General features: G+C 70.4%; 20 protein-coding genes. 17 read left to right on the top strand and 3 right to left on the bottom strand.

Features of this window, described 5'->3' with window-relative positions:
- The 5 genes from rpsA to ACTHJJ_RS00675 all read left to right on the top strand — a co-directional run.
- Window positions 1-1150 (top strand): 30S ribosomal protein S1 (gene rpsA / locus ACTHJJ_RS00695; protein WP_440301018.1); only part of this gene is annotated, 1150 nt, incomplete at its 5' end.
- 133 nt (window positions 1151-1283) lie between these two features.
- Window positions 1284-2186 carry a glycerophosphodiester phosphodiesterase family protein gene (locus tag ACTHJJ_RS00690; protein ID WP_440301017.1) on the top strand — a complete coding sequence of 301 codons (903 nt, stop codon included), beginning with the start codon at window positions 1284-1286 and terminating at the stop codon, window positions 2184-2186.
- 64 nt (window positions 2187-2250) lie between these two features.
- The gene (gene coaE, locus ACTHJJ_RS00685) at window positions 2251-3477 is read left to right on the top strand and encodes a dephospho-CoA kinase (protein WP_440301016.1); all 1227 of its coding nucleotides are present in this window, start codon (window positions 2251-2253) and stop codon (window positions 3475-3477) included.
- A gap of 31 nt (window positions 3478-3508) precedes the next feature.
- Entirely contained in the window at window positions 3509-5623 is a 2115-nt protein-coding gene (gene uvrB / locus ACTHJJ_RS00680; RefSeq protein ID WP_440301015.1) for an excinuclease ABC subunit UvrB, read from the top strand.
- Between the two features lie 201 nt (window positions 5624-5824).
- Entirely contained in the window at window positions 5825-6832 is a 1008-nt protein-coding gene (locus tag ACTHJJ_RS00675; RefSeq protein WP_440301014.1) for a TerC family protein, read from the top strand.
- Window positions 6833-6873: 41 nt separating this feature from the next.
- Here the strand turns inward: ACTHJJ_RS00675 and ACTHJJ_RS00670 are convergent, their stop codons facing one another.
- From ACTHJJ_RS00670 to ACTHJJ_RS00660, 3 genes are all read right to left on the bottom strand, one after another.
- Window positions 6874-7647 carry a C40 family peptidase gene (locus tag ACTHJJ_RS00670; RefSeq protein ID WP_440301013.1) on the bottom strand — a complete coding sequence of 258 codons (774 nt, stop codon included), beginning with the start codon at window positions 7645-7647 and terminating at the stop codon, window positions 6874-6876.
- Between the two features lie 112 nt (window positions 7648-7759).
- Window positions 7760-8764, bottom strand: a complete 1005-nt coding sequence (locus ACTHJJ_RS00665; RefSeq protein WP_440301012.1) for a serine hydrolase domain-containing protein — start codon at window positions 8762-8764, stop codon at window positions 7760-7762.
- Window positions 8765-8907: 143 nt separating this feature from the next.
- Window positions 8908-10488 carry an aldehyde dehydrogenase (NADP(+)) gene (locus ACTHJJ_RS00660; protein WP_440301011.1) on the bottom strand — a complete coding sequence of 527 codons (1581 nt, stop codon included), beginning with the start codon at window positions 10486-10488 and terminating at the stop codon, window positions 8908-8910.
- Between the two features lie 129 nt (window positions 10489-10617).
- Here ACTHJJ_RS00660 and ACTHJJ_RS00655 point away from each other — a divergent pair, with 129 nt between their 5' ends.
- The 12 genes from ACTHJJ_RS00655 (at window position 10618) to ACTHJJ_RS00600 (ending at window position 22453) form a co-directional block, all read left to right on the top strand.
- The gene (locus tag ACTHJJ_RS00655; protein ID WP_440301010.1) at window positions 10618-11781 is read left to right on the top strand and encodes an NAD(P)/FAD-dependent oxidoreductase; all 1164 of its coding nucleotides are present in this window, start codon (window positions 10618-10620) and stop codon (window positions 11779-11781) included.
- Window positions 11778-12041, top strand: a complete 264-nt coding sequence (locus ACTHJJ_RS00650) for a (2Fe-2S)-binding protein (protein WP_440301009.1) — start codon at window positions 11778-11780, stop codon at window positions 12039-12041. The genes ACTHJJ_RS00655 and ACTHJJ_RS00650 overlap by 4 nt, the downstream gene beginning before the upstream one ends.
- A complete protein-coding gene (locus ACTHJJ_RS00645) occupies window positions 12028-13473 on the top strand; it encodes an FAD-dependent oxidoreductase (RefSeq protein ID WP_440301008.1) in 1446 nt (481 codons plus the stop codon). Before ACTHJJ_RS00650 ends, ACTHJJ_RS00645 begins: the two co-directional genes overlap by 14 nt.
- A gap of 277 nt (window positions 13474-13750) precedes the next feature.
- Entirely contained in the window at window positions 13751-14650 is a 900-nt protein-coding gene (locus ACTHJJ_RS00640) for a dihydrodipicolinate synthase family protein (protein ID WP_440301007.1), read from the top strand.
- Window positions 14651-14670: 20 nt separating this feature from the next.
- Entirely contained in the window at window positions 14671-15672 is a 1002-nt protein-coding gene (locus ACTHJJ_RS00635; protein ID WP_440301006.1) for a proline racemase family protein, read from the top strand.
- Window positions 15673-15835: 163 nt separating this feature from the next.
- Entirely contained in the window at window positions 15836-16999 is a 1164-nt protein-coding gene (locus ACTHJJ_RS00630) for a branched-chain amino acid ABC transporter substrate-binding protein (protein ID WP_440301005.1), read from the top strand.
- A 23-nt stretch (window positions 17000-17022) separates the two neighbouring features.
- A complete protein-coding gene (locus ACTHJJ_RS00625; RefSeq protein WP_440301004.1) occupies window positions 17023-17931 on the top strand; it encodes a branched-chain amino acid ABC transporter permease in 909 nt (302 codons plus the stop codon).
- On the top strand, window positions 17931-19046 hold the full coding sequence (locus tag ACTHJJ_RS00620) for a branched-chain amino acid ABC transporter permease (protein ID WP_440301003.1): 1116 nt from the start codon (window positions 17931-17933) through the stop codon (window positions 19044-19046). The genes ACTHJJ_RS00625 and ACTHJJ_RS00620 overlap by 1 nt, the downstream gene beginning before the upstream one ends.
- Window positions 19043-19936: an ABC transporter ATP-binding protein gene (locus ACTHJJ_RS00615; protein WP_440301002.1), complete on the top strand. Its 894-nt coding sequence runs from the start codon at window positions 19043-19045 to the stop codon at window positions 19934-19936. Before ACTHJJ_RS00620 ends, ACTHJJ_RS00615 begins: the two co-directional genes overlap by 4 nt.
- Complete coding sequence (locus ACTHJJ_RS00610; RefSeq protein WP_440301001.1) at window positions 19933-20646, top strand: ABC transporter ATP-binding protein; 714 nt, start codon at window positions 19933-19935, stop codon at window positions 20644-20646. The genes ACTHJJ_RS00615 and ACTHJJ_RS00610 overlap by 4 nt, the downstream gene beginning before the upstream one ends.
- Window positions 20636-21700: a proline racemase family protein gene (locus ACTHJJ_RS00605; RefSeq protein WP_440301000.1), complete on the top strand. Its 1065-nt coding sequence runs from the start codon at window positions 20636-20638 to the stop codon at window positions 21698-21700. The genes ACTHJJ_RS00610 and ACTHJJ_RS00605 overlap by 11 nt, the downstream gene beginning before the upstream one ends.
- Before the next feature lie 30 nt (window positions 21701-21730).
- Window positions 21731-22453: a GntR family transcriptional regulator gene (locus ACTHJJ_RS00600; RefSeq protein WP_440300999.1), complete on the top strand. Its 723-nt coding sequence runs from the start codon at window positions 21731-21733 to the stop codon at window positions 22451-22453.
- Window positions 22454-22578: the final 125 nt, after the last annotated feature.

Genomic DNA, 22578 nt, shown 5'->3' with positions numbered 1-22578 from the left:
GAAGCGCGCCCAGTACGAGCGCGCCTGGGGCACGATCGAGAAGATCAAGGAGGAGGACGGCGTCGTCACCGGCACCGTCATCGAGGTCGTCAAGGGTGGCCTCATCCTCGACATCGGCCTGCGCGGCTTCCTGCCCGCCTCCCTCGTCGAGATGCGGCGCGTCCGCGACCTCCAGCCGTACGTCGGCAAGGAGATCGAGGCGAAGATCATCGAGCTCGACAAGAACCGCAACAACGTGGTCCTGTCCCGCCGTGCGTGGCTCGAGCAGACGCAGTCCGAGGTTCGTACGACGTTCCTCAAGGAGCTCCAGAAGGGCCAGGTCCGTTCCGGCGTGGTCTCCTCGATCGTCAACTTCGGTGCGTTCGTGGACCTCGGCGGCGTCGACGGTCTCGTCCACGTCTCGGAGCTGTCCTGGAAGCACATCGACCACCCGTCCGAGGTCGTCGAGGTGGGCCAGGAGGTCACCGTCGAGGTCCTCGACGTCGACATGGACCGCGAGCGCGTCTCCCTGTCGCTGAAGGCGACGCAGGAGGACCCGTGGCAGCACTTCGCCCGGACCCACGCGATCGGCCAGGTCGTCCCGGGCAAGGTCACCAAGCTCGTCCCGTTCGGCGCGTTCGTCCGCGTCGAGGACGGCATCGAGGGCCTGGTGCACATCTCCGAGCTGGCCGAGCGCCACGTGGAGCTGCCGGAGCAGGTCGTCAACGTCGGTGACGAGATCTTCGTCAAGGTCATCGACATCGACCTCGAGCGTCGCCGCATCTCGCTCTCGCTCAAGCAGGCCAACGACACGGCCCTCGCGATGACCGAGTTCGACCCGACGCTCTACGGCATGGCCGCGGAGTACGACGAGAGCGGCAACTACAAGTACCCCGAGGGCTTCGACCCGGAGACCAACGAGTGGCTCGAGGGCTACGAGGCTCAGCGGGAGAAGTGGGAGCGCGAGTACGCCGAGGCCCACGCCCGGTGGGAGGCCCACAAGGCGCAGGTCGAGGCCGCGTCGAAGGCCGACGCCGAGGCCGCGGTCAGCGCGGGCAACGCGACGTCCTACTCGTCCGCGACCGGTGCCGAGCAGGCAGCGCCCGCCGAGGGCACGCTCGCCTCGGACGAGGCCCTCGCCGCTCTGCGCGAGAAGCTGACGGGCAACTGACACCCGCATCGCTGAACGGCGTGAGGGCCCGGTCCGAGTGGACCGGGCCCTCACCCGTACCATCCATCAACCTGTGTGATGCCGTTCAGCGCGCGTTCAGGGCACGTCTGAACTACACCGATAGGTTTTCGGTGTGACTGTCACGACCGCCCCGTGCGCCACACGACCTGGGCCCTGGGCCCGGCTCGGTGCTGTCGACGTCGAGGGCCACCGTGGTGCCCGTGGGCTCGCGCCCGAGAACACCCTCGCAGGGATGCGGGCGGGCATCGAGGCGGGCGCCACCGCGATCGAGATCGATGTGCGGCTCAGCGGAGACGGGCATGCCGTGCTCTGGCACGACCAGGTGCTTCACCCCGCGCGGTGCCGGTTCACCGGACCCGACCTCGCAGGAGCACGCGTCGACGAGCTCGACCTCGCGCTGCTCCGCACGGTCGACATCGGCAGCGCGGCCCACCCGAGGTTTCCCGACCAGCGGCTCGACCCCGCGGCCCGCGTCGTCACCCTCCACGAGGTCCTCGAGCTCGGCGCCGCCCTCGACGACGACATGTGGTGGACGATCGAGCTCAAGGTCGACCCCACCCACCCGATCTCCCGGGCGACCCGCGAACCCCTCGTCGATGCCGTGCTCGCCGAGATCCACGAGCACGGGCTGGAGGACCGCTGCTTCGTCCATTCCTTCGACTGGGCGGTGCTCGACCGGTCCAGGACCCTCGCGCCCGGGCTGCTCCGCTCGGCCCTCGTCGAGGTCGGCACGACCTACGCCCCGGGCAGCGCCTGGCTCGGGACCGTCTCCTGGGAGGACCACGGCGACGACGTCGCCGGTGCGGTCGCGGAGCTCGGGGCCTGCGTCGTCGGCCCGCACCATTCGACGGTCGACGCCGGCCTCGTGGACCGGGCCCACTCTCTTGGCATCGCGGTCCTCCCGTGGACCGTCAACCACCCCGATGACCTGAGCACCATGCTCGACCTCGGCGTCGACGGCATCGTGACCGACTACCCGGCCCGCGCCCTCGAGCTCGCCTCCCTCGTCGGCTGAGCCACGCCGCCCCCGGGACGCGTGAGCCCTCGCGGCGCAGCCACCCGCCCGTAGGCTATCCCCCGTGCTGCGAGTGGGAGTCACCGGTGGGATCGGGTCGGGCAAGTCGTCGGTGTCCCGGCGCCTGGCCGAGCTGGGCGCGATCGTCATCGATGCCGACGAGGTCGCGCGCGAGGTCGTGGAGCCGGGGGAGCCGGCCCTTGCCGCCATCCGGACCCGCTTCGGGGACGCCGTGATGCGCCCGGACGGGTCCCTCGACCGTGCGGCCCTCGCCGCCATCGTCTTCCCCGACCCGGACGCCCTGGCCGCCCTCGACGCCATCACCGGACCGGCGATCGGGGACCGTATCGAGCAGCGGCGCGGGGGAGTGCCTGCCGGTCGCGTCACGGTCTTCGACATGCCACTGCTGGTCGAGCGACGCCTCTGGGTGCACGAGCACCTCGCCGTCGTCGTGCACGTCGACGTGGAGACTCGTGTCCGGCGCCTCGTCGAGCAGCGGGGCCTCGACGAGGGCGACGTGCGGCACCGGATCGCGGCCCAGGTCGACGACGCGGAGCGCCGGGCCGCGGCGGACGTCTGGCTCGACAACAACGGCACCCCGGACGAGCTGGTCGCCGCGGTCGACGCCCTCTGGCGCGAGCGGATCGAGCCGTTCAACGCCAACCTCGTGAGCGGTATGCGGACGCAGCGGCCCGACCGGAACGCGGTCGTCAGTCCGGAGGCGGCCTGGTGCGCACGCGGCGAGCGGGTCGTCGCGCGCCTCGCCGCCGCGCTGGCGCGGGCCGGCGCCACGGGCGACGTGACCCACATCGGCTCTACCGCGGTGCCCGGCCTCATCGCCAAGGACGTGATCGACATCCAGATCGGCGTGGCGGCGCTCGAGGACGCCGACCGGCCGGAGTTCGGTGGCGCGCTGCGCGACGCGGGATACGTGCTGAGCGTGGGCAACCTCGGCGACACCCCGCATCCCGCCGGAGCGGATCCGGCCGGCTGGGCGAAGCGCTTCTACGGCGGCTGTGACCCCGCGCAGATCGTCCACATCCACGTGCGGGAGGCGGGGTCGCCGGGCTGGCGCTTCGCGCTGCTGTTCCGGGACTGGTTGCGTGCCGTCCCGCAGGAGCGCGAGGGGTATGCCGCTCACAAGCGTGCGCTGCTCGCCGCCGATCCGCGCACCGATGTCTACGCGGAAGCGAAGGAGCCGTGGTTCGAGGACGCGTGGCGGCGGGCGTGGGCCTGGGCCGACGAGACCGGATGGGCGCCGAGCCCGGGGGAGCTGGTCTCGCCGGAATAGGGCTGTCGGCGGTCCGGTTTACCGTTGTGTCATGCGTCCCACCACCGATCTCCAGCGCGCGATCGCCCCGTTCGAGGTCATCTCCGAGTACCAGCCGAGCGGGGACCAGCCGCAGGCGATCGCGGAGCTGACCCGACGGGTCAACGCGGGTGAGCTGGACACGGTCCTGCTCGGCGCGACCGGCACGGGCAAGTCGGCGACGACGGCGTGGCTCATCGAGCAGGTCCAGCGACCGACCCTCGTCATGGCGCCGAACAAGACGCTGGCCGCGCAGCTCGCCAACGAGTTCCGTGAGCTGCTGCCCAACAATGCGGTCGAGTACTTCGTCTCGTACTACGACTACTACCAGCCCGAGGCCTACATCCCGCAGACCGACACCTACATCGAGAAGGACAGCTCGGTCAACGACGAGGTCGAGCGGCTGCGGCACTCGGCCACGAACTCACTGCTGACGCGGCGCGACGTGATCGTCGTCGCCTCCGTCTCGTGCATCTACGGTCTGGGCACGCCACAGGAGTACGTCGACCGGATGGCCCGGCTCAAGGTCGGGCAGGTGATCGAGCGTGACCAGCTGCTGCGCCGGTTCGTCGAGATGCAGTACACCCGCAACGACCTCGCATTCACCCGCGGCACGTTCCGGGTCCGCGGCGACACCGTCGAGATCATCCCGGTCTACGAGGAGCTCGCGGTGCGCATCGAGTTCTTCGGCGACGAGATCGAGCGGATCTACACCCTGCACCCGGTCACCGGCGAGGTGGTGCACGAGGAGCAGGAGATGTACGTCTTCCCCGCCTCGCACTATGTGGCCGGGCCGGAGCGCATGGAGCGGGCCATCGCGGGCATCGAGTCCGAGCTCGAGCAACAGCTCGCCGAGTTCGAGCGGCAGGGCAAGCTCCTCGAGGCGCAGCGGCTGCGGATGCGCACCACCTACGACGTCGAGATGATGCGGCAGGTCGGCTTCTGCTCCGGCATCGAGAACTACAGCCGTCACATCGACGGCCGCGCGGCCGGGTCCGCGCCGAACTGCCTGCTCGACTACTTCCCCGAGGACTTCCTCCTCGTCATCGACGAGTCGCACCAGACCGTTCCCCAGATCGGCGCGATGTACGAGGGCGACATGTCCCGCAAGCGGATGCTCGTCGAGCACGGCTTCCGGCTCCCGAGCGCGATGGACAACCGGCCGCTCCGGTGGGAGGAGTTCCTCGAGCGCATCGGGCAGACCGTCTATCTGTCGGCGACGCCCGGTGACTACGAGCTGGCGAAGTCCGGGCCGCCCGTCGAGCAGATCATCCGCCCGACCGGCCTGGTCGACCCCGAGGTGGTGCTCAAGCCGACGAAGGGGCAGATCGACGACCTCATGCATGAGATCCGCGAGCGGACCGACCGCAACGAGCGGGTCCTGGTCACGACCCTGACCAAGAAGATGGCCGAGGACCTCACCGACTACCTGCTCGACAAGGGCATCCGGGTGCGCTACCTGCACAGCGACATCGACACCCTGCGCCGGGTCGAGCTGCTCCGCGAGCTGCGGACCGGCGTCTTCGACGTCCTCGTCGGCATCAACCTGCTCCGTGAGGGCCTCGACCTGCCCGAGGTCTCGCTGGTGTCGATCCTCGACGCCGACAAGGAGGGCTTCCTCCGCTCGGCCCGCAGCCTGATCCAGACGATCGGCCGGGCGGCCCGCAACGTCTCCGGACAGGTCCACATGTACGCCGACTCGATCACCCCCTCGATGCAGCAGGCACTCGAGGAGACGAACCGGCGCCGTGAGAAGCAGATCGCCTACAACGCCGAGATGGGCATCGACCCGCAGCCGCTGCGCAAGCGGATCGCCGACATCACCGACCTGCTCCAGCGCGAGGACGCGGACACCCAGGAGCTCATCGGGTCTGGCCGCATCCAGTCCCGCGGCAAGACCGGGTCCGGTCGGGGCGCCGTCGCGGCCGACGCGGGGGTCTCGGGTGCGGGCGGTGCGGAACGGCCGGCCGACATGGCCGCGGCGGACCTCGCGGGGCTGATCCAGGAGCTCACGACCCAGATGCACCAGGCCGCCACGGAGCTGCACTTCGAGATGGCTGCCCGGCTGCGTGACGAGATCAGCGAGCTGAAGAAGGAGCTCCGACAGATGACGGCCGCGACCCGCTGAGCCGCCGGGTCGGGGTCCGGATGCTGGTACGCCCGGCGCGTCGGGCTTGAGCCGGCGCGGCGGACAATGAGAGCATCAGGCGTTCACGGAGGGGAGTATCCCCAATGCGACGTGCTCGTCATCACGGACGGCGGCCCCAGGCCGTGCGGTCCCGGGCCGTCGGCCCGCCCGCGCGGTGGGAGAGACCTCCGGTCACTATTCATGTGTCCGGAAGGTTGCATTCATGAACGTTCCCTGTGGGGCTGGCTCGTCACCATCGCGGCGTTGACCATCTTCCTGCTCGTCGACGTCCTCGTCATCGCCCGGCGACCGCACGTGCCGTCGATGGGCGAGGTGACCCGCCACCTGCTCTTCTACATCTCGCTCGCGATCCTCTTCGGCCTCTACGTCTGGTACGAGTGGGGCGGCAGGTACGCCGGCGAGTTCTACGCCGGGTGGTTGACCGAGTACTCCCTCTCGGTCGACAACCTCTTCGTCTTCCTCCTCATCATGCAGAACTTCCGGGTCCCGGCCCGGTTGCAGCAGTCGGCCCTCATGACCGGGATCGTCATCGCGATCCTGCTGCGCGGCATCTTCATCGCGGTCGGGGCCGCGGCGATCAACGCCTTCGCCTGGGTCTTCTACATCTTCGGTGCCTTCCTCATCTACACCGCGGTGAAGCTCGCGAGGAGCGGCGACGAGGAGGACGAGGACTTCGAGGAGAACCGGGTGCTCAAGTGGGTCGAGCGCCGGTTCCCGGCCACGAAGGAATTCCACGGCACGAGCCTCACCGTCATGGAGAACGGCAAGCGCCTCATCACGCCGATGCTCATCGTGATCCTGGCCCTCGGCACGACCGACCTGCTCTTCGCGCTCGACTCGATCCCGGCGATCTACGGCCTGACGAGGGAGCCGTTCCTCGTCCTCACCGCGAACGTGTTCGCGCTGATGGGTCTGCGCCAGCTGTACTTCCTCATCGGCGGGCTGCTGAAGCGCCTTGTCTACCTCACCGTCGGCCTCGCCGTGCTGCTGGGCTTCATCGGCATCAAGCTCATGCTGCATGCCCTGCACGAGAACAACCTGCCGTTCATCAACGGCGGCCAGCCCGTCGAGGCAGCGCCCGACATCCCGATCTCCGTCTCACTCGGTGCGATCGTCCTCATCCTGGGGGTCACCACCTTGGCGAGTCTCTGGAAGACTAAACGGGACGCAAGGCTGCTGGGCGGCTGACCGAGCCCCGGCTGGCCCGCTCCACGTCGTGCCGGAGCGGGTCAGCCGGCCACCCGGGCGGCGGCGACGAGTGTGGCCACCCGCTCGGCCGGCAGCTCCTCCTCGACGAGCACGCCTCCGGTCTCGGACGCGTGGACCATGCGGCCCGGCGCCGTGACGATGCCGACGTGGTGGATGCGTCGGCCCGGGTGGGCGAAGAAGTAGAGGTCGCCCGACCGGACCTGGTCGAGGTCGACCGGCATGAGCGCCTCCTGCTGGGCGTAGGCGTCGCGGGGCACTCGCGTACCGAGGGTTCGCCAGGCCCAGTGCACCAGGCCCGAGCAGTCGAACCCGTACGGCGTCAGCCCGCCCCAGAGGTAGGCCAGCCCGATGTGCTTGCGGGCGAGGGAGACGGTGGGGTGGTCAGCGTTCGCCTCGAGGTCGATCGACGCCTCGGGACGGGGGTATGTCGTGAGCTCGGCCTCCGTGGTCACCCACTGCAGGTGCGCGGCGGGGACCCAGCCGGGGTAGCCCTCCGGCGACTTGGGGGAGGGCTGCCACGGGCAGCGGACGTGCGCCCACGTGCCGTCCGGTGTGGTCTCGATGACGTGGACCGGCTCGCCCTCGACGAGCTGGGTCTCGATCCGCCCGTGCAGGCCCAGAAGGCCGTTGCCCGTCTCGTCCTCGCCGGCATGGGCGTCGAGGGCAGTCAGCCAGATGGAGGAGTCGGGGTGCGGCTCGACGATCGGCCGATCCACGGGTCGGGGCCGGTCCGGCTCCTGCCAGACGGTCGTGACGGGGACGCGGACGACGGCGGGCTGGGGGCGTTGGCTCACCGGGTCATCCTGCCATCCGCGCTGGGCTCGACGCCTTGCAGGCAGGGGCATGGCGGTCTGGTGGTCACGACCTCGTGGCCCAGCTGTGTGCGTGCCTCCGGGCCACGGGCGTTCAGTTGCCGAACCGGTCGTTGAGGAGTCGGACGATCGGCCAAGCGCCGTCGGTCCAGTTCGAGATGACGGTGTAGGTGACGGAGGATCTCGGCCAGTGCCGGCTGGTGAACGAGACGCCGGCGTCGTAGCCCTCGAGCCAGACTCCGTCGCCCGTGGGGTGCAGGTGGAACCCGAGGCCGTAGCGCCTGGATTGCTCGGGCCAGTCGCTGTGTGGCCGCACCATCTCCGCGACCCCCTCGGGCGAGACGATCCGTCCGGCGAACAGAGCTTCCCAGAAGGCGCTGAGGTCGGCAGCGGACGAGTAGATGCCACCGTCACCGTTGCCGCGAACCGGGAGATGGAACACATTCGTCCGCAGGCCGTCCGCGCAGAGGTAGCCCCGGGCGGCGCGCCCGGGGAGTTCGTCGGCGCGCAGGAAGGAGCTGTCGCGCAGGCCCGCCGGCTCGCAGACGAGCGTATCCACCAGTTGGTGGAAGCCCACCCCGGTCGCCCGTTCGGCCAACAGCGCGAGCAGGACGTAGCCGGAGTTGTTGTAGGCGAACCGTTCCCCCGCTGGGCACACTGTTTCGTGACCGTCCAGCACCGGCAGGAACTGCTCCGTCGTGGCGAGCTCGTTCACCGGCACCGACATGACGTAGTCCCGGATGTCGTCGACGGCGTCCTCGTCGAGGTAGTCGCCGATCCCGGACCGGTGCGCCAGCAGGTGCTCGATCGTCACATCGTCGGAGATCAGGGGCAGATCATCGCCAAGCAGCGAACGAGCGGTGGTGCCAAGCTCGAATGTTCCTCGCTCGACCAGGCTCATCACGGTGAGCGCGGTCAGACTCTTGGATCCACTGGCTATCGCGAAGAGGGTGTCGACGGTGTTGGGAATCCGGTGAGCGCGGTCAGCGAGCCCGTAGGCCCTGCAGAGCTCCATGCCGCCGCCGCGGTCCACACGGACCACGCCCGAGAATCCCGTGTGCTCGACCGTTCGGTCCACGGCGTCCTGGAGTGCCTGCATTGCGCTGAAACTACCGCCGGGTCGGGACGATCTCTCGCGAATGCCAGGACGCCATCAACATCCGGCGTCACCTGAGGTCCAAAGGTGCCCTTTCTCGCCGAGAAAGGGGCACCTTTGGACCAGGAGAGCGGGGTGGATCTGGCTCAGGGAAGCTGGAGGGTGCCGTCGACCCGCCGGGCCAGCTGCCACGGGTTGCCCTCGCGCAGCGCCTCGGGCAGCAGCGCCTCCGGCAGGTCCTGGTAACAGACGGGCCGCTGCCAGCGCTCGATGGCGAGGGTGCCCACGGAGGTCGTCCGCGAGTCGGAGGTGGCGGGGTAGGGGCCGCCGTGGACCATCGCGTCGCTGACCTCCACACCGGTCGGCCAGCCGCCCCAGAGGATGCGCCCAGCGCGGGTCTCGAGGGTCGGCAGGAGCACCCGCGCGTCCTCGACGTCGGACTCCGTGCCGTGGATCGTGGCCGTCAGCTGGCCCTCGATCCGCCCGAGGGCGGCCGTGAGGGCGTCGATGTCGTCGTAACGGATGACGAGGCCGGCGGCGCCGAAGACCTCCTCCGCGAGCCCCTCCTCGGCGATGAAGTCGTCGAGCTCGGTGGCGAAGACGGTCGGCGCCGGCGCGTTCGCCGTCTGGCCGGCCGTGCCGATCGCCACAGTGGCGACGGCGGGGGCGTTCGCGAGGAACTCCGCCCGCTGGTCGAAGTGGGCGCGGATCTGCGGGGTCAGCATCGTCTGTCCGGCGCTGGCTCGGACCGCGTCCCCGACCGCGTCGAGGAACCGGTCTCCGGCTTCGCCGGTCGGCAGGAAGAGCAGGCCGGGGTTCGTGCAGAACTGGCCCGACCCGTTGGTCAGTGAGGTCACGTAGCCCGTGGCGAGGCTCGAGAGGTCTCCCTCGAGCGCGCCGGGAAGCACGACGACCGGGTTGACCGAGGACATCTCCGCGTAGACCGGGATCGGCTGCGGGCGGCCGGCCGCGGCGGACACGAGGGCGAGGCCACCGACGCGCGACCCGGTGAAGCCGACCCCCTGGATGGCCGGGTCGGTCACGAGTGCCGCGCCGATCTCGTTGCCGAGCCCGAAGACGAGCGAGAACACGCCGGCCGGCATACCGGTCCGCTCCGCGGCGCGGGCGATCGCCTGGCCGACGAGCTCGGCCGTCGCCGGGTGAGCGTTGTGGCCCTTGACGACGACGGGGCACCCCGCGGCGAGGGCGGAGGCCGTGTCACCGCCGGCCGTCGAGAAGGCGAGGGGGAAGTTGCTGGCGCCGAAGACAGCGACCGGCCCGAGGCCGACCTGGCGCATCCGGAGGTCCGGCCGGGCCAGGGGCTGGCGGTCGGGCTGGGCCGGGTCGATCCGGACCCCGAGGTGGTCGCCCTGGCGGACGACCCGGGCGAAGAGCCGCAGCTGCCCGCACGTGCGCCCCCGCTCGCCCTGCAGGCGGGCGACCGGCAGACCGGACTCGGTGTGTGCGGTGTCGATGAGCTCGTCGCCGATGGCCTCGATCTCGTCGGCGATCGCCTCGAGGAAGCGGGCGCGCTCCTCGGGCGCCGTCGCGCGGTACTCGGCGAACGCCGCCGCCGCGGCGGACGTCGCCGCCCGCAGCTCGTCCGGGGTCAGGGCCTGCACCTCGGGCCCGATGGACTCGCCCGTCGAGGGGTCGACGGCCCGGAACGTGCCGGCCGTGCCCGATGTCGCGACACCCGCGATGATCGACTGTCCGGTCGCTGTCATGGCTCTCCTTGCCTCTCCGCGCGGGCTCACAGATGTCCGGGAAGCGGACGTAGGGGCCTCGGCGCGATGGTGGGACGCTGGCGTTCAGTGATGTGTAACATTACACACCATGCGACGCTGGAGTGGTCGGTGACAAGGGCGGTCATCATCGGCGCGGGGATCGTCGGCGCCGCCTGCGCGGAGGCGTTGACCCGGCGCGGTGTCGAGGTGGTCGTCGTCGACAGGCAGCCGGTCGGCTCCGGCACGACGAGCCGCGGTGAGGGCAACATCCTCGTCTCCGACAAGGGGCCCGGGGCAGAGCTCGCTCTCGCCCAGCTGAGCCGTCGGGCCTGGCTCGAGCTCGGGGGCCTGCTCGGCCGCGACCGGATCGAGCTCGAGGAGAAGGGCGGCGTCGTCGTCGCCCAGACCGAGTCGGGGCTGGGGTCGTTGCGCACCTTCGCCGACGGCCAGCGGGGGGCGGGCGTGACGGCCCTCGACGTGGAGAACCCGCTGGCCCTGGAGCCGCATCTCGCGCCCGGCATCCCCGGCGCGGTGCACTACCCGGAGGACATGCAGGTCCAACCCGTCCTCGCGGCGGCCGCGCTGCTCGCCGCCGCCGTGGGCCGTGGCGCCACCTTCCGCGCCGGTCTGGATGCGGCTGCGGCGGTCACGAACGGCGACGGCTCGGTGAGCGGCATACGGACTGCGACCGGCGAGGTCGTCGAGGCGGACGTCGTGATCAACGCGAGCGGCACGTGGGGTGGCGAGGTGAGCCGGCGCCTGGGTGCGCCCGTGCCCGTTCTGCCGCGCCGCGGCTTCGTCCTGGTGACCGAGCCGCTGCCGCCGCTCGTGCGACACAAGGTCTACTCGGCCGACTACGTCGACAACGTGGGCTCCTCGGATGCCGGCCTAGAGACGTCCTGTGTCGTGGAGGGGACGCGTGGGGGCACGATCCTCATCGGCGCCAGCCGCGAGCGGGTCGGCTTCGACACCAGCCTCTCGGTCACCGTCGTCGAGACTCTCGCGCGGCAGGCCGTCGCGATCTTCCCCTTCCTGGCCGGCGTCAACCTGCTGCGCGTCTACCGCGGCTTCCGGCCCTACTGTCCGGACCATCTGCCGGTCATCGGGCCCGACCAACGCGTTCCCGGGGTCCTCCACGCCTGCGGGCACGAAGGTGCCGGGATCGGGCTCGCTGCGGGGACGGCGAGCCTCGTCAGCGACTACGTCACCGGTGCCCTGACGCCTGCGAACGCGGGGGAGTGGGCCGCGATGCTGCCCGACCGGTTCGCGGGACTGACGGAGGAGACTGCATGAGCGAGCTGGAGTTCGACGGCGCCCCGGTGCCATTCCGCCCCGGGCAGACCATCGGGGCCGCCCTCGTCGCGGCCGGCCGGCCCTCGTGGCGGACCACGCGCATCACTGGCTCCCCGCGGGGCATCTTCTGTGGGATCGGCGTCTGCGTCGACTGCCTCGTCACCGTGGACGGCGTGCCGAACCAGCGCGCCTGCCTCGTCCGCGCGGAGGCGGGACAGACCGTGACCACACAGGAGGGAAGCGGCCATGAGCACGACTGACGTCCTCGTTGTCGGCGCCGGACCCGCGGGACTCGCCTGCGCCGCAACGGTCCTCGAGCACTCCGACCTGTCGGTTGTCGTTCTCGACGCCGGTCACGGGCCGGGTGGACAGTACTGGCGACAGCCGGCTCCCGCTTCTGGTCCCGGGGCGCTGGACGGCGCAGAGCTCGCGGACCTCCACCATGACCGAGGGACGTTCGTCGAGCTGGTACGGCGCGTCGAGCAGGGCCGCGCCGAGGGTCGTCTGGAGATCCGCTCAGAGCAGCACGTCTGGTCTGTCGTGCCGGACGGAGAGCGGTATGCCGCTCACACCGTCGACCGCAGTGGTGGACCGGGGCGTGAGGCGGGCTCGACGACGCGCGCCCGTGCCGTCCTCGTCGCCACCGGCGCCTACGACCGCGCCCTGCCGTTCCCGGGCTGGGACCTGCCGGGGGTGATGACCGTGGGCGGTCTGCAGGCACTGCTCAAGGCCGGCGGTGTCCGGGCGGGGCAGCGGGTCGCGATCGGGGGCACGGGGCCGTTCCTGCTGCCCGTGGCCGCCGGGCTGGCGCGCCGAGGCAGCACCATCGTCGGTGTCTACGAGGCGAACCGCCCCGGCGGCTGGCTCCGGGAGGGGCGCGCCGTCGTGCGCAATCCGGCGAAGCTGGGCGAGGGCGCCGGATATGCCGCCACGATGCTGCGCCACCGGGTGCCGGTGCGCACCGGACGGATGATCGTCAGCGCCCACGGAACCGACCGCGTCGAGGCGGTGACGGTGGCACGGCTCGATCGCGCCGGGCACCCGGTGCCGGGCAGCGAGCAGCGCGTCGCCGTCGACGCCGTCGGTGTCGGCTGGGGCTTCACCCCGCAGCTGGACCTGGCCGTCACCCTTGGCGTCGACCTGACGACTGACCTGGCGGGAACCCCGGTCGTCGGGGTCGACGACCTGCAGCGAACCAGCCGGCCACGGGTCTATGCCGCCGGCGAGGTGTGCGGGGTCGGCGGTGCGGCGTTGGCGGTCGCCGAGGGCCGGCTCGCTGCGGCGGGGATCGTGGCGGACCTCTCCGCGCACGGGATGCCGGGGGCGAGCGTTGCCCGCGATCGCCGGGAGGTCGCTCGCCTCCGCGCCTTCGCCGACGCCATCCTGCGGGCTCATCCGGTCCCGGCCGGCTGGGCGGACCGCCTCGAGGACGACACGATCCTGTGCCGGTGCGAGGAGGTGCGTTGCGCCACGGTTCGCTCGGCCATCGACGAGCTGGGCGCCACCGACGCGAGGCAGGTCAAGCAGCTGACCCGGACCGGGATGGGCTGGTGCCAGGGCAGGGTCTGCGGCTACGCGGCCGCGCTGCTGTCGTCGGGAAGGCCCGGTCCCGCGGTCGAGCGACTCATCTCGGCGCCGGTCCCGCTCGGCGCGCTCGCCGCCCAGCCGACCTCCGAACCTCACGTCGAGTGAGCGCTCCGCCCCACCCGCACCATCGCTGACCACCTCGAGTGAGCGCTCCGCCCCACCCGCAGCACCTGTTCCGTGACGGCTGTGACTGATTGCTCACTCGACGGCGGGGTGCTGTTGGGGCCTCTGGGCCGAAGGGCTCGCTCGGCAGAGCGGCTGGCAGCGGCCTGGAAAATTGGGGGGTAGCGCTCGGGCGAATGCAATGTAATATTGCACTGACGGCCACGGTCGGCTGGGACCGGGCTGAGCGGCACACCCCCTTCTCTTCTAGGAGTGACCAATGACGGACACCGACAAGAAGCCGTGGCACGGCATCCTCGTCGCGACGAGCCTGCAGTTCGACGCGAACGGCGAGATCGACTTCGGCGCGTACAAGGACAACGTGGCCTGGCTCAAGGAGCAGGGCCTGGACGGCGCCGCGCCGAACGGCTCGCTCGGTGAGTACCAGTCGCTCTCCTGGGAGGAGCGGGACAAGGTCGTCCAGACCGCCGTCGAGGCGGGTGGCGACGACTTCGTCGTCATGCCCGGCGTCGGCGCCTACAGCGGGCGCGAGTCCAAGCGCCACGCCGAGGTCGCGAAGGACCTCGGGGCCAAGGCCGTCATGGGCCTGCCCCCGAACGCCTACCGCGCGGACGAGCGCGCAATCCTCGAGCACTTCGAGCTCGTCGCGAGCGCCGGGCTGCCCGTGACCGCCTACAACAACCCGATCGACACGAAGGTCGACCTCACCCCGCCGCTGCTCGCGAAGCTCTACAAGGAGGGCTACATCGTCGGCGTCAAGGAGTTCTCCGGCGACGTCCGCCGGTGCTACGAGATCACCGAGCTCGCGCCGGGCCTGGACCTCATGATCGGCACCGACGACACCGTCCTCGAGGTCGGCATCGCCGGCGCGAAGGGCTGGGTCGCTGGCTACCCGCAGGTCTTCCCGCAGGCGTGCATCGAGCTGTTCCAGGCCTCGATCGCCCGCGACGTCGAGAAGGCGCTCCCGCTCTACCGTCAGCTGCACCCGGTCCTGCGCTGGGACTCGAAGACCGAGTTCATCCAGGCGATCAAGCTCGGCCAGGACATGATCGGCCGCAACGGTGGCGGCTGCCGCCCGCCGCGTCAGCCGCTGACCGCCGAGCAGGAGAAGGTCGTCCGCGAGGCGACGCAGGCGGTCATCGACGCCGGGCTCAAGTGACCCGACTAGCCTGACCGTCGATGCGTACGCGAAAGCTCTTCCACGCCGTCGACTCCCACACCGAGGGGATGCCGACCCGCGTCATCACTGGCGGGGTCGGCGTCCTCCCGGGGGAGACCATGGCCGAGCGCCGGCTCCGTTTCATGGCCGAGCGCGACGACCTCCGCACGCTGCTGATGTGCGAGCCGCGCGGGCACTCCTCCATGTCCGGAGCGATCCTGCAGCCGCCGACCCGTCCTGACGCGGACTATGGGGTGCTCTACATCGAGGTGTCCGGGTGCCTGCCGATGTGCGGCCACGGGACGATCGGTGTGGCAACCGTCCTCGTCGAGACCGGGATGGTGGAGGTGACGGAGCCCGAGACGGTCGTGCGCCTCGACACGCCGGCCGGTCTCGTCGTCGCCCGGGTCGCGGTCTCGGACGGCGCCGCCACGTCGGTGACCCTCGAGAACGTCCCGTCCTACGCCCACGCACTCGACCAGGTCGTCGAGGTCAAGGGCTTCGGCGCGGTGACCTACGACATCGCGTATGGCGGCAACTTCTACGCGTTCGTCAAGCTCAAGGAGCTCGGGCTCCCCTTCGAGCGCAGCGCCAAGGGACAGCTCATCGACGCCGGCCTGGCGATCATGGATGCCATCAACGAACAGAACCCCGTCGTGCACCCAGAGCGCCCCGAGATCAACGTGTGCCACCACGTCTACCTCGAGGCACCCGACTCCACGCCGGTCCACGGCCGGCACGCGATGGCGATCCACCCCGGCTGGTTCGACCGGTCGCCGTGTGGGACCGGCACGAGCGCCAGGCTCGCCCAGCAGCACGCCCGCGGCAACATCGCCGTGGGCCAGGAGATCGTCAACGAGTCGTTCATCGGCAGCCGGTTCGGCGCCCGCATCCTCGGCGAGACGACGGTGGGGGACCGGCGGGGCATCCTGCCGAGCATCACTGGCCGTGCCTGGGTGACCGGGACCGCGCAGTACATGCTCGACCCTACGGACCCCTTCCCGGCCGGTTTCGAGCTCTGAGCGCCGCCGGCCCGGGGCTCGCCACGTCACGGTTTGAAAAACACCGCGAATGCCCTTGTCCTGAGCCCGGGCACTCCTTACATTTGTGCAATGTCACATCGCATTGGTGACAGCAGTTGACAACGACGGCGCGAGCCGTCCGGAGCGGAGAAGAACCTCAATGATGAGAACCACACGGATCGGGGCCGTTGCGGCAGCGGCCGGCGTCGTCCTCGCCCTCACCTCCTGTGGTGGCGGCGGCCTCACGAACAGCGGCTCCGGGGGCGGCGGTGGCGACAACAAGGGTGACATCATCCTTGGTATGGCCACGCCGCTGAGCGGCAGCAGCGCCGCCATCGGCCCGTACATGAAGAACGGCGCGCAGCTCGCCGTGAACGAGATCAACGACAAGGGCGGGGTCCTGGGGCGCAAGCTCAAGCTCGTCGTCGAGGACGAGGCGTGCGACCCGAAGACCGCTGCGGCGGCGGCGGCCAAGCTCGTCACCGAGGGCACGAAGGTGTCCGTCGGCGGCTACTGCTCGTCGGCCACGCTGCCGACGCTGTCGATCTTCGGCAAGGCCAACATCCCGATGATCATCCCGGCGGCGAACTCGAACGACCTGCTCAAGGGCAAGAACAAGAACGTGTTCCTCCTCAACGGAACCGGTGCCCAGCAGGCGGAGGCCGCCGTCAAGTTCATGGAGAAGTCGGGAGCCAAGAACGTCGCGCTGGTGGACGACAACACGTCGTACTCGAAGGACATCACCACCCGCACGGCACAGGACCTCCAGGGCAACGCCACGGTCAAGGTGGCCACGCAGCAGTCCGTGACGGCCGGCGAGTCCGACTACTCGGCCGCGGTGACGGCGATCATGCGGGTCAACCCCGACTTCGTCTACTGGACGGGGTACTACCAGGAGGGTGGCCTCATCATCAAGCAGCTCCGGGCTGCGGGCTACAAGGGCAAGTTCATGGTCGCCGACGGCTCGGTCGACCAGCAGCTGGTCTCGATCGCCGGGCAGCCCAACGCCCAGGGCGTCTACGCGACGATGACCCAGACGCCGCAGACCATCCCCGGCGGGGAGGCCTGGATCGCGAAGTACAAGGCAGCGTTCAACTCCGACCCCGGCCCGTACTCGACCCAGTCCTATGACGCGGTCCGTGTGGCGGCCGAGGCGATCAAGAACGCCGGCTCGACCGACGGTGACAAGGTCATCACGGCGCTGCAGAACATCGACGGCTTCAAGATCTTCAGCGGCAACCTGAAGTTCACACCGGAGCACACCCTCACCGAGGGCGGCTTCGACATCCTGGTCGTCAAGGGCGACCAGTTCGTCCTCAACAAGTAACGACGCGGCGGGACCTACCCCCTATGGATCTGCACTACCTTCTCCAGCTCGTTCTGAACGGCCTGTTCGTCGGCGCGTTCTACGGGCTCGTGGCCCTCGGCTACTCGATGTTGTACGGCATCATCAAGCTGCTGAACTTCGCCCACGGCGACATCTACATGTTGGGTGCGTTCGCCGGCTACACGATGCTGACCGTCGGGGCCGGGGCTCTCGGGGGTGGGTCCCTCGTGGCGCTCGTCGTCATCCTCCTCATCGCGATGGTGCTGACGGGCTCGATCGGCCTCGTGCTCGAGCGGGTCGCCTACCGGCCGCTGCGGAGCGCGCCCCGACTGTCCGTGCTCATCACGGCGGTCGGGGCGAGCTTCGCCCTCGAGTACGGCATCGCCGTGGGCTTCGGCCCGAACCCCCGGGTCTATCCCGTCGGGTTCGGCAACGGCGCCGTGGACATCTTCGGCGCCCGGCTGACGTACGCGCAGCTGTTCATGATGCTCGTCGCCGTGGCACTGATGTTCGCGCTCGACCTCTTCGTGCGGCGGACCCGTTCGGGACGCGCCATGCGGGCCATCTCGCAGGACCCCAAGGCCTGCCTGCTCATGGGCATCAACGTCGACAACGTCATCTCCCGGACGTTCTTCATCGGCTCGGCCCTCGCGGGCGCCGCCGGTGTGATGGCCGGCGCCTACTACGGCAAGGTCGACTTCCTGATGGGCTTCATCATCGGTCTGAAGGCGTTCACAGCGGCCGTCATCGGCGGTATCGGCAACCTGCGCGGGGCCGTCCTCGGCGCCATCGTCCTGGGCCTGCTCGAGTCGTTCGGCACAGCCGTGCTCGGTAGCGAGTGGCGTGACGTCTTCGCCTTCGGCTTCCTCATCCTCTTCCTGACCGTGCGGCCCACAGGCCTGCTCGGCGAGCGCGTGACGGAGCGTGTCTGATGACCAACGAACGACTTGACACGCCTAACCCCGACGAGCCGTCGGGCTTCGTCCGGGCCCTCGACGACCGCGGTGACGCGGCCGTCGGTACCGTCGGCCACGGCCTGGCCCCGGCGAAGGCGGCGCGCGCCAACCCGGTGAGTCGCGTCATGGGGCACCCGCTCTTCGGATGGGTCGTCGTCGTCCTCGCCGTCGCGCTGCCCTTCATCAACTCCTCGGCCTACACGATCCGGATCTCGACCGACGCGCTGATCTTCATCATGCTCGCGGTGGGCCTCAACATCGTGGTCGGCTACTGCGGCCTGCTCGACCTCGGCTACGCGGCGTTCTTCGCGATCGGCGCCTACACGTCGGGTGTCCTCAGCACGACGTTCGGCTGGCCTATCCTCCTGACGATCCCGTTCGTCGTCGTGGCGGCCGTCATCGGCGGGCTCCTCATCGGCGGCCCCACCCTCCGGCTGCGCAGTGACTACCTCGCCATCGTCACCCTCGGGTTCGGCGAGATCATCCGGATCACCGCGAACAACCTGAACTTCACCGGTGGCCCGAACGGCGTGTACGGAATTCCCGACTTCGGCGACTTCGGCGACTACCGGCCTGACATCACGACCTACTGGATCGTCGTGGTCGTCGTCGGCCTGGCAGTGCTCGCCTCCTCCCGACTGGGCCGGGGCCGGCTCGGACGCGCCTGGCGTTTCGTCCGCGAGGACGAGGACGCCGCCGAGGCGATGGGCATCCACACCTACAAGGTCAAGTTCGCGGCCTACGTCACCGGTGCCATCTTCGGCGGCCTCGGGGGAGTGCTCTTCGCGGTCCACCAGACCGCCATTTCCCCGCCGAGCTTCAACTTCCTCTTCTCGGCGCTCATCCTGATGGCCGTCGTCCTCGGCGGCATGGGCTCGACCCCGGGTGTCGTCATCGGCGCCGTCATCATCTCGCTGCTGCCGGAGCTGCTCCGCGGCACGGAGAACCTGCGCTACCTCATCTTCGGCGTCCTGCTCATCGTCGTGATGATCTTCCGGCCCCAGGGGATCTGGCCGCACCGGGTCGAGGAGAAGCCGACCCGCGGCCGACGGCGCCGCTCCGCATCCGACCCCAAGGAGGTGTCGCAGTGACGAGCCCCGCTGTCTCCCCGTCACGCTCCCGCGAGGACTCACCGGTGCTGCTCCACGTCGACGGCCTCACCGTCGCCTTCGGAGGCGTCACCGCCGTCAACGGCCTCAGCTTCGACGTCCACCGCGGCGAGGTGATCTCGGTCATCGGCCCGAACGGCGCCGGCAAGACGAGCGCGTTCAACTGCATCACCGGCTTCTACAAGCCGACCGCAGGCTCGATCCGCTTCGACGGAGCCGACATCACCGGCAAGCGGCCCGCGCTGATCGCCGCCCGCGGCGTCGCCCGGACCTTCCAGAACCTGCGCCTCTTCGGCGAGCTGACCGTCCTCGACAACGTCCGCGCCGGGATGCACGTCCGAATAAGGCAGAACGCGTTCGACGCGATCCTGCACACCCCGCGCTACCGGCGGAGCGAGCAGGCGGCCACCGACGAGGCGAACCGCTGGCTCGACTTCGTCGGGTCTCGCGGCAACCGCGGGGCCGAGGTGCGCAACCTGCCGTACGGCGAGCAGCGCCGCGTCGAGATCGCGCGGGCCCTCGCCCGGGAGCCGAAGATGCTGCTCCTCGACGAGCCTGCCGCCGGCCTCAACCACGGTGAGAAGGCCGCGCTGCTCGACCTGCTGCGACGGATCAGCGACCTCGGCACCGCGGTCGTCCTCATCGAGCACGACATGGGCCTCGTCATGGACGTGTCCGAGCGGATCGTCGTGCTCAACTACGGCAAGGAGATCGCCGACGGCACCCCGGAGCAGATCCGGACCAACCCGGCGGTCATCGAGGCCTACCTCGGCGCCGACGACGCCGAAGCCCAGGAGGAGGCCCAGCGCGTCGCCAGCAGCAGCGACAGCCAGGTCTTCGACCACAAGCCGGCCCCCGAGGAGGACCGATGACCACCGTCCTCGAAGTCAAGGACCTCGTCGTCAACTACGGCAAGGTCGAGGCGCTCAAGGGCCTCAGCCTCACCGTCCGTGAGGCCGAGACGGTGTCGCTCCTCGGCAACAACGGCGCCGGCAAGTCGACGACGGTCGGGACGATCTCCGGGATCGTCCGGGCGGTCAGCGGCACCGTCACCGCCTTCGGCAAGGACGTGACGAACGCCAAGCCGTGGGACCTCGTCGAGATGGGCATCATCCACGTCCCGGAGGGGCGGCGGATCTTCTCCCGACTGACCGTCCACGAGAACCTCCAGATCGGTGGCTACACCGTCACCGACGGCAAGGCGATCGACAAGCGGATCAAGGAGGTCTACGAGCTGCTTCCCCGGCTCGCGGAGCGCCGCAGCCAGCAGGGGGGCACCCTCTCCGGCGGCGAGCAGCAGATGCTCGCGATCGGTCGCGCGATGATCGGCGCGCCCCGCCTGCTCATGCTCGACGAGCCGTCGATGGGCCTGGCGCCGCTCATGGTCGCCCAGGTCATGGACGTCGTCCGCTCGATCACCGAGCAGGGGACCGCGGTGCTGCTCATCGAGCAGAACGCCCGCGCCGCTCTCAAGGTCGCGAGCCGCGGCTACGTCCTCGACTCCGGCGTCGTGACCATCGAGGGGTCCGCCGACGAGCTGCGCGCCGACCCGCGCGTGGTGGAGGCCTACCTTGGCGCCTGACCTGCCTGTCCGTTTCGTCACCGACGACTACCACACCGGGGGCGAGCCGTTCCGGATCGTCGCCCCTGGTGCGGTGCCCCTCAGCGGGACCACCGTCGCGGAGAAGCGGGTGGCGGCCATCGCGAGCGAGGAAGTCCAGCTCGCGCGGCGGCTCCTCTGCAGCGAGCCGCGCGGGCACGCCGACATGTACGGCGGTTTCGTCACGGAGCCCGACGACGACGGCGCCGACCTCGGCATCCTCTTCTGGCACAAGGACGGCTTCTCCACGGCCTGCGGTCATGGCACCATCGCGCTCGGGACCTGGGCCGTCGAGACCGGGCTCGTGGCTCGGCAGGAGTCCGGGACCCGGGACGTCGTCATCGACGTGCCGTCGGGTCGCGTGACCGCTCGAGTGGCCTTCTGCGATGGCGAGATCCGCGACGTCTCCTTCATCAACGTGCCGAGCTGGGTGCACGCGCAGGGTGTCGACGTGGTGACCGACCGCGGCGCCCTGACATGTGACATCGTCTTCGGCGGCGCGATGTATGCCGCTGTGCGGGCGTCCGCCGTCGGCCTCCGGGTGTGCCCCGCCGACCTCCCCGAGCTGATCAGGACGGGCCGGCAGATCAGGGACCGGCTCAACGCCGTCGATGCGGCCGAGCACCCGAGCGACCCCCGGCTCTCCGGGGTCTACGGGACCATCTTCTACGAGGACGTCGACCCGTCCGAGCGGACTGCCGCGGAGCCGTTCGAGGGGCTCACCGCCGACGGCGCGGTGCACCAGCGCAATGTCGTCATCTTCTCCGACGGCGAGGTCGACCGCTCGCCGTGCGGGTCCGGCACCGCCGCCCGGGTGGCCCAGCTGACCCTCGAGGGGCGGCTGCCCGAAGGCGAGGTCCTCGTGCACGACTCGATCGTCGGCAGCCGCTTCCGGGCGCGCGCCGTCGAGCGGGTCCGCGTCGACGGGCACGAGGCGGTCGTCCCTGAGGTGACGGGGACTGCGCACCGGTTCGGTCACGGCTCCTTCGTGGTCGACCCACGCGACGCGCTCGTCCCGGGGTTCGTCCTGCGGTGAGCTGACGGTTCGAGAGACAGGGGAGCGACGATGAGCACACGGGCCGCGCCAGCGGAGGCGCCACTCCGGTTGCCGAACTTCGACAACCGGGCCAACCTGCGGCAGCAGGTCGCGGAGGCACTGCGGGCCCTGCTCATCACCGGCCAGATGCGACCCGGGCACGTCTACTCGGCGCCGAGGCTCGCCGCCGAGTTCGGCGTGTCCGCGACGCCGGTCCGGGAGGCGATGCTCGACCTCGTGACCGAGGGCCTCGTCGAGGTGGTCCGCAACAAGGGCTTCCGGGTGACCGATCTCGACGACCACGAGCTCGACGCCCTCGCCGAGCTGCGCGGGCTCATCGAGGTCCCCGTGATGGGGATGGTGGCCGAGGAGTGCGAGGGGCCGATGGCGACGGCGGTGGAGAAGCTGCGCCCGCTCGCCAAGCGGATCACCAAGGCCGCCGCGACGAACGACCTCGTCACCTACACCGAAGTCGACAACGAGTTCCACACCCGCTTCCTCGCCCTGCACGGCAACGAGCACGTCGTGTCGGTCGTCCGCGACATGCGGCACCGCTCACGCCTCTACGGTCTCGAGACACTGGCCGAGGCCGGTGTGCTCGCACAGATGTCGGAGGAGCACGAACAGATGGTCGATGCGGCCCTGCGCCGCGACGGCGACGAGATGCGCCGGGTCATGAGGCAGCACATCGGCCACATCCGGTCCACGTGGGCGGGCCGGGGGACGGCCCCCGCCCCTCCCGGGGGCGACTGACCCGCCGGCCCGGGGGGCGGGCTACCCCGGCGGGTTGGCGCGCCGCCCCCCCAGGGGGGGGCGCGGCGCGGGGGGGCACCAAACCCGCGCGCGCCCCGCCAGCCGGGGGGGGCGCGCCCCGCCGA

This window comes from Intrasporangium sp., from assembly GCF_051961875.1.
Lineage (GTDB): Bacteria > Actinomycetota > Actinomycetes > Actinomycetales > Dermatophilaceae > Intrasporangium_A.
This window is presented reverse-complemented; position numbering and strand designations above follow the sequence as displayed.

Excerpts from the sequence above, each read along its gene's own strand:
- ACTHJJ_RS00660 (WP_440301011.1), bottom strand. The coding sequence starts at position 10,488 with ATGACAGCGACCGGACAGTCGATCATCGCGGGTGTCGCGACATCGGGC.
- ACTHJJ_RS00675 (WP_440301014.1), top strand. The coding sequence starts at position 5,825 with ATGTGTCCGGAAGGTTGCATTCATGAACGTTCCCTGTGGGGCTGGCTC.
- ACTHJJ_RS00665 (WP_440301012.1), bottom strand. The coding sequence starts at position 8,764 with ATGCAGGCACTCCAGGACGCCGTGGACCGAACGGTCGAGCACACGGGA.
- ACTHJJ_RS00625 (WP_440301004.1), top strand. The coding sequence starts at position 17,023 with ATGGATCTGCACTACCTTCTCCAGCTCGTTCTGAACGGCCTGTTCGTC.
- ACTHJJ_RS00635 (WP_440301006.1), top strand. The coding sequence starts at position 14,671 with ATGCGTACGCGAAAGCTCTTCCACGCCGTCGACTCCCACACCGAGGGG.
- ACTHJJ_RS00645 (WP_440301008.1), top strand. The coding sequence starts at position 12,028 with ATGAGCACGACTGACGTCCTCGTTGTCGGCGCCGGACCCGCGGGACTC.
- ACTHJJ_RS00620 (WP_440301003.1), top strand. The coding sequence starts at position 17,931 with ATGACCAACGAACGACTTGACACGCCTAACCCCGACGAGCCGTCGGGC.
- ACTHJJ_RS00630 (WP_440301005.1), top strand. The coding sequence starts at position 15,836 with ATGAGAACCACACGGATCGGGGCCGTTGCGGCAGCGGCCGGCGTCGTC.
- uvrB (WP_440301015.1), top strand. The coding sequence starts at position 3,509 with ATGCGTCCCACCACCGATCTCCAGCGCGCGATCGCCCCGTTCGAGGTC.
- ACTHJJ_RS00650 (WP_440301009.1), top strand. The coding sequence starts at position 11,778 with ATGAGCGAGCTGGAGTTCGACGGCGCCCCGGTGCCATTCCGCCCCGGG.
- ACTHJJ_RS00610 (WP_440301001.1), top strand. The coding sequence starts at position 19,933 with ATGACCACCGTCCTCGAAGTCAAGGACCTCGTCGTCAACTACGGCAAG.
- ACTHJJ_RS00600 (WP_440300999.1), top strand. The coding sequence starts at position 21,731 with ATGAGCACACGGGCCGCGCCAGCGGAGGCGCCACTCCGGTTGCCGAAC.
- ACTHJJ_RS00640 (WP_440301007.1), top strand. The coding sequence starts at position 13,751 with ATGACGGACACCGACAAGAAGCCGTGGCACGGCATCCTCGTCGCGACG.